Source organism: Bacillus sp. 11C (genome assembly GCF_055486375.1).
On the sequence record NZ_JBUPVZ010000012.1, the window covers coordinates 118,577 to 124,576 of the forward strand.

The following is a 6,000-nucleotide window of genomic DNA, read 5'->3' on the forward strand; positions in this document are numbered from 1 at the left end:
AGCTTAATCTTTTCTGGGCAGACCAGCAATGGTATACTAAAAAACGTCCCATAAAACGATAAGGGAGTTAGAGATAAATTATGAGTTGGCTTCATAAATTTTTTGATTTGTTTTTAGGCGAGAGCAAAGAGGATGCTGAACGGGAAACAAAACCCGCTCAAATTCCGCAGCAACAAGAAGTACATCATTCCGAAGGACAATTAAAAAGATTGGAAGATCCTAAAATATATTATGAATATCCAAACGGCAAGTTCCGTTTTCCAGTCGTGCCTGATGGATACAACAATCATGAGCTGAGAAGGCGCCGCGCACCATCGGACAAGCCGCAATCCGCGCCCCGACCAAGCGCCGCACCGCACAAGGAACGCCCGAAAAATGAAAAAGAGCATCATACATATCAAACATCAGAGCCGGCGAAGAAACCGTTTAAACCGACAAATATCCCTTCGCCTATATATGGATTCAATCAAAAACCATCCGTCAATAAGGATGTGCCAAAACAGCCTTCTGACGCATTGAAGGCACCGGACAAATCTGTTGAAAAAGAGAAGGTAACACTGCTGTCAGAAGAAATTGAACGTGAACGCTTCTATTCAGATCCAGCTGCTGACAGAGCGGAACAGCACGTAAAAGAAGGGTCTTTCTTCCGGGATACCCAATTTGAAGAACAGCCTTCTGGTGTCTTAAACGGAAAGTCTGCAGAGCGTGATGAAGCGCTGGCGAAGAACTCAGCCGAGCCGTCAGATAACAAAGGGCCAGCTGCATCCGGCATTCAGCAGCCAGAAAAAGAGGCGTCTTTCTTCGCTGCTGAACCTGATGAAAAGCCTGAGACACTGACAAATACCGTGACCGAGAGACAAGAAGAATCGTCAGACAGCAGTGTAAACCTTGAAGACACTGAAACGGCTGAGAATCAAGAAGAACTAGCAGTAAGACAGCCTGAGAAATTAGAAGAACTTGTCTTCCAAGCTGAATATGATGAGGAACAAAAAGCACCTGAGTCTCTGAAAGAGGCAGTATCTGAGGCTGAATTATCGGAAGAATCGTCAGACAGCGCAGTAAATAATGAACGCGCAAGCGCGCCAGAAACTGCTGAGACCCCTGCTGTTCGAGAAGAGCAAATAGAAATTCAACAGGAAGAGCCTTTCTTGCATGCTGGCTATGGGCGTTCAGCATCTGAGGCTCTGACTCAAGCAGAAACAGAGGCCAAAGAATCAGAAGAGCCATCAGGCAGCATAATAGAAACTGAGGACACGAAGATAGATGTTCAGCCAGACAATCATATAGAATCGGAGCACGATGACAACATGGAACTGGGTTCCAGACCGTTTTCTGAAGCCCATGAAAACCGGCGGGAGATCCGTGAAGAAGAGACACATGCAGCTGCAGATGAATCGCAAAAAAGGCCTGTCATGCAGGAGAAACATACTGAACAAAGCGCATCTCCTCAAAAAGGGCCGTCCGTTCCTTTTAATGTCATGATGCTGAAAAGAGATACGCACAAACAGCAAAAAGCAGAGGAGCGCCGCGGAAGCTATGTGTTTCCGAATGTTGCACTGCTTGATGTCCCGCCAGCGCAAGTTCAAGATGATACTGCGTGGATCGAAGAACAGCGCCAGCTTCTTGATTTGACCCTGAAAAATTTCAATGTCCGCGCCAATGTCGTCCATGTGACCCAGGGGCCGTCTGTCACAAGATTCGAAGTGCATCCTGAGCCAGGCGTAAAAGTGAATAAAATCACCAACTTGTCTGATGATATTAAACTCAGCCTGTCCGCAAAAGATATTCGGATTGAAGCGCCGATTCCGGGGAAAAACACGATCGGAATTGAAGTTCCGAACCGCACGAGCAAGGTGGTTGATTTACGCCAGATGATTCGCAGCTCAGCTTTCAGGACAAGCAAGTCACCGCTTACGGCAGCACTGGGATTGGATATCTCAGGAAACCCTGTCGTCATCGACTTGAAGAAAATGCCGCATGGCTTGATTGCCGGTGCTACGGGCTCGGGGAAAAGCGTATGCATCAATACAATATTAGTCAGCCTGCTGTATAAAGCTGATCCGAGTGAAGTAAAGGTGCTGCTGATTGATCCGAAAATGGTAGAGCTGGCTCCCTACAATAAAATTCCTCATCTCGTCAGCCCGGTCATCACTGACGCCAAAGCGGCTACGGCTGCTTTAAAATGGGTCGTTGAGGAAATGGAGCGGCGCTATGAGCTGTTTGCCCATTCGGGTGTCCGCGACATTGACCGGTTTAATCAATTAACTGCAGATCACCACACGGGCGAAAAGCTGCCTTATTTAGTTGTGGTTATTGATGAGCTTGCTGATTTGATGATGGTGGCTCCAAATGATGTCGAAGAGAGCATTGCGCGGATTGCCCAAAAAGCCAGAGCGTGCGGAATCCATCTGCTCGTCGCAACTCAGCGGCCGTCAGTCGATGTCATTACCGGTCTGATTAAGGCGAATATCCCGACGAGAATCGCATTTTCTGTCTCAAGCCAGGTTGATTCCCGAACAATTATTGACATAGCCGGTGCGGAAAAGCTTCTCGGAAAAGGCGATATGCTCTTTTTGGAAAACGGCTCGGGAAAACCGGTCCGCCTGCAAGGCAACTTTGTATCGGACCGCGAAATCGACCGCGTCGTTTCCCACGTCAGAAATCAAATGCCGCCAACCTATTTATTTGAACAAGAAGAGCTGGTAAGACAAGGCTCAGCCCTGAAAGAAGAGGATGAGCTGTTTGACGAAGCGTGTGAGTATGTGGTTGAGCAAAACAGCGCGAGCACTTCAAGCCTGCAAAGAAGATTCAGAATCGGATACAATCGCGCGGCAAGGCTGATTGATATGATGGAAGCGGAAGGCATGATCTCTGAGGCAAAAGGAAGCAAACCTCGTGAGGTGCTGATCACAGCAAGTGATTTAATAAACGAATAATATGGGTTCATTTTCACACCAAACATGGTATGATAGTGTTTAGAGCATTTAACAGCTATGCCGCTTTACAGCAGATGCGCATAGGCAAATCTTGATATCTAGGTTTAATCGGAAAGAAATAACCGGATACTGAACATAACAAAACATATAAAAATACGCCGCTAAGGGCGGCTTTTCAGCCGCCGCGGTCGCAAATTGAAATGAGCGTCATATACTGGGGAACAGATAGACGTTTGTTGGAGGTACAATTATGACTGTTTATCATTTTGTTGGAATAAAAGGGACGGGTATGAGTCCGCTTGCCCAAATACTTCATGATAATGGATATACTGTCCAAGGATCGGATATCGAAAAATTTATTTTTACGCAAACAGCGCTTGAAAAAAGAAATATTACGGTTCTTCCTTTTAGCGCGGATAATATCAAACCCGACATGACAGTCATTGCCGGAAACGCATTCCCAGACACGCATCCAGAGATTGAAAAAGCCATGTCTGAAGGAATTCCGGTGATACGTTATCATAAGTTTTTAGGCGACTATATGAAAAAATTCACCAGTGTTGCCGTTACGGGCGCACACGGAAAAACGTCGACTACGGGCCTGCTGGCTCACGTGATCCAAAACGCAAAACCGACCTCTTTCTTAATTGGGGACGGAACGGGCCAGGGAAATGAAAACAGCGAATACTTTGTATTTGAAGCGTGCGAATACCGCCGCCATTTCTTAAGCTATCAGCCTGACTACGCGATCATGACGAATATTGATTTTGATCACCCTGATTACTTCTCAAACATTGACGATGTGTTTGACGCTTTCCAAGAGATGGCTCTTCAAGTCAACAAAGGCATTATTGCCTGCGGAGATGATGAGCATCTGCCGAAAATTCATGCGAACGTCCCGGTTGTGTATTACGGCACTGGGGAAGAAAATGATTTTCAAGCCAGAAACATCGTAAAAAGCACGGAAGGGACAACTTTCGATGTATTTGTCCGCAATACATTCTATGATACGTTTTATATTCCTGCGTACGGCCACCACAATGTATTAAACTCATTGGCGGTCATTGCGTTATGCCATTATGAAGAAATTGATTCCAACATCATTAAGCATGCCCTCAAATCATTCGGCGGCGTCAAACGCAGATTCAATGAGAAGCAGCTCGGGGATCAAGTGCTGATTGATGATTACGCTCATCACCCGACAGAAATAAAAGTGACAATTGAGGCGGCAAGACAGAAATATCCTGATCGTGAAATCGTCGCGGTATTCCAGCCTCACACATTTACGCGGACGCACCAATTCCTTGACCAATTCGCAGAAAGCCTGAGCGGGGCTGATTGTGTGTATTTATGCGATATTTTCGGATCAGCCCGGGAGAATGCAGGAAAGCTGACGATCGGCGACCTGCAGGGAAAAATTCATAATGCAAAGCTCATTGAAGAACATGATACATCTGTTTTAAAAGCTCATGAAAAAGCCGTTCTCATCTTTATGGGGGCAGGAGATATCCAAAAATATATGAGAGCCTACGAAAACGTCATGGCATAATAAAAAGCAGTGTTCTCACTGCTTTTTATTTATCTGATGGAAAGCTTGTTAAAGGATTTTCTTACATAACGGAGAATACTATGTATACAGCCCAGTATACATGTTTATGATTTATGAAAACGGGTAAACAGCAGTATATCCTGCAGCAAGGAGGTTTAAGATGATTATTATTCTTTATTTAAGCGTTGCACTCATCGCAGTCGCATTTCTCGTATTAGTGATCTACTTGTCTAAGACATTGAAGTCACTGCAGCTGACCCTAAAACATGTCGCATCCACTCTCGAAGGGCTGGAGGGACAAATGAAGGGCATCACAACTGAAACAGCCGAGCTTTTACATAAGACCAACCGCCTGGCTGAAGATATTCAGGAAAAATCAGAAAAGTTGAACACGGTCGTCCATGCTGTTCAAGGGGTGGGAACTTCTGTACAGCAGTTCAATACATCCATGAAACAGGCGGCGGGGTCTGTATCGGCATCAGTAAGAGAAAATCAAGACAAGATCAATCAAGTTGTCACATGGAGCCAAGCAGCGATGGAAATTTGGGAGAAATGGAAGCAAAAGAAAAAGTCAGCTCTGTAAGAGAAAAAACACTATGAGGAGGAATAATGATGAGCAAAGATGGAATTAATAGTAAAGATTTTTTAATCGGGACTTTAATCGGGGGAATCATCGGTGCCACTACCGCTCTTTTTCTAGCGCCGAAATCAGGCAAAGAACTTCGTGACGATCTTGGCAGCCAAGCTGTTGCTTTGCGGGACAAAACTGACAAAATGACGGCAGATGCGAAGGAAAAAGGCACGCAATATGTCAGCATCGCAAAAGACAAAACATCGAACATCACACAGCTTGTAGCGGATCAGTCAGGGCAGATCATGAACAAGGTGAAGGATTTAAGAGACCGGTCTAAAACTGCAAAAACGGATTCATCAACTGATATGCAAGAGATGAGAGAAGAAGCGATGCAGGCGGCCGGCGAAACAAAAGATCAGGTCCTTCAAACGAAAGAAGATGTAAAAGACGAACTGAAAGATGCGCAAAAACAGGCTGAGCATATCAATCGCTGAGCCGGGAAGGAAGATCTTGAGCCATGGCAAAACAGCTTATTCAATCTGAGGAAGAATTTAAACGGATTGCAGAACAGGAAGGCACTTTCGTCTTCTTTAAACACAGTACCACATGTCCGATCAGCCAGGCAGCATTTCATGAGTTTGTTGCCTTTGCAAATCAGCATGAGGATGTGCCGGCTTACTATCTGCAAGTACAAGAAGCCCGGCCGCTGTCAAATTTCATCGCAGAAACATACGGCGTAAAGCATGAAAGCCCTCAGGTTTTCGTCATCCAAAACGGTGAAGTGAAATGGCATACCTCACATTCACAAATTACAGAAGCGGGCATCAAGCAGCATTTGTCATAGAAAAAAGCGTCCAGATTCAAGGGACTGACCCCCGTTTTTGAGACAGGGATCAAAACACCTTTCAAACAGCCAATTGCCGATAGTTTATCGGTGATTG

At 45.4% G+C, this 6,000-nt stretch carries 5 protein-coding genes; all 5 read left to right on the forward strand.

Translation table 11 applies throughout. The features are described from left to right. Positions 1-80: 80 nt before the first annotated feature. Positions 81-2,936, forward strand: coding sequence for a DNA translocase FtsK (locus ACY3LV_RS16365; RefSeq protein WP_464864180.1), 2,856 nt, complete (start codon positions 81-83; stop codon positions 2,934-2,936). Between the two features lie 250 nt (positions 2,937-3,186). Further along, complete coding sequence (gene murC, locus ACY3LV_RS16370; RefSeq protein WP_148962359.1) at positions 3,187-4,485, forward strand: UDP-N-acetylmuramate--L-alanine ligase; 1,299 nt, start codon at positions 3,187-3,189, stop codon at positions 4,483-4,485. Positions 4,486-4,645: 160 nt separating this feature from the next. Further along, positions 4,646-5,068, forward strand: coding sequence for a DUF948 domain-containing protein (locus ACY3LV_RS16375; protein WP_148962358.1), 423 nt, complete (start codon positions 4,646-4,648; stop codon positions 5,066-5,068). Positions 5,069-5,097: 29 nt separating this feature from the next. Continuing rightward, the gene (locus ACY3LV_RS16380; RefSeq protein WP_464864182.1) at positions 5,098-5,553 is read left to right on the forward strand and encodes a YtxH domain-containing protein; all 456 of its coding nucleotides are present in this window, start codon (positions 5,098-5,100) and stop codon (positions 5,551-5,553) included. Positions 5,554-5,576: 23 nt separating this feature from the next. Then, positions 5,577-5,903, forward strand: coding sequence for a bacillithiol system redox-active protein YtxJ (ytxJ, locus tag ACY3LV_RS16385; RefSeq protein ID WP_087992831.1), 327 nt, complete (start codon positions 5,577-5,579; stop codon positions 5,901-5,903). The last annotated feature ends 97 nt before the right edge of the window (positions 5,904-6,000 follow it).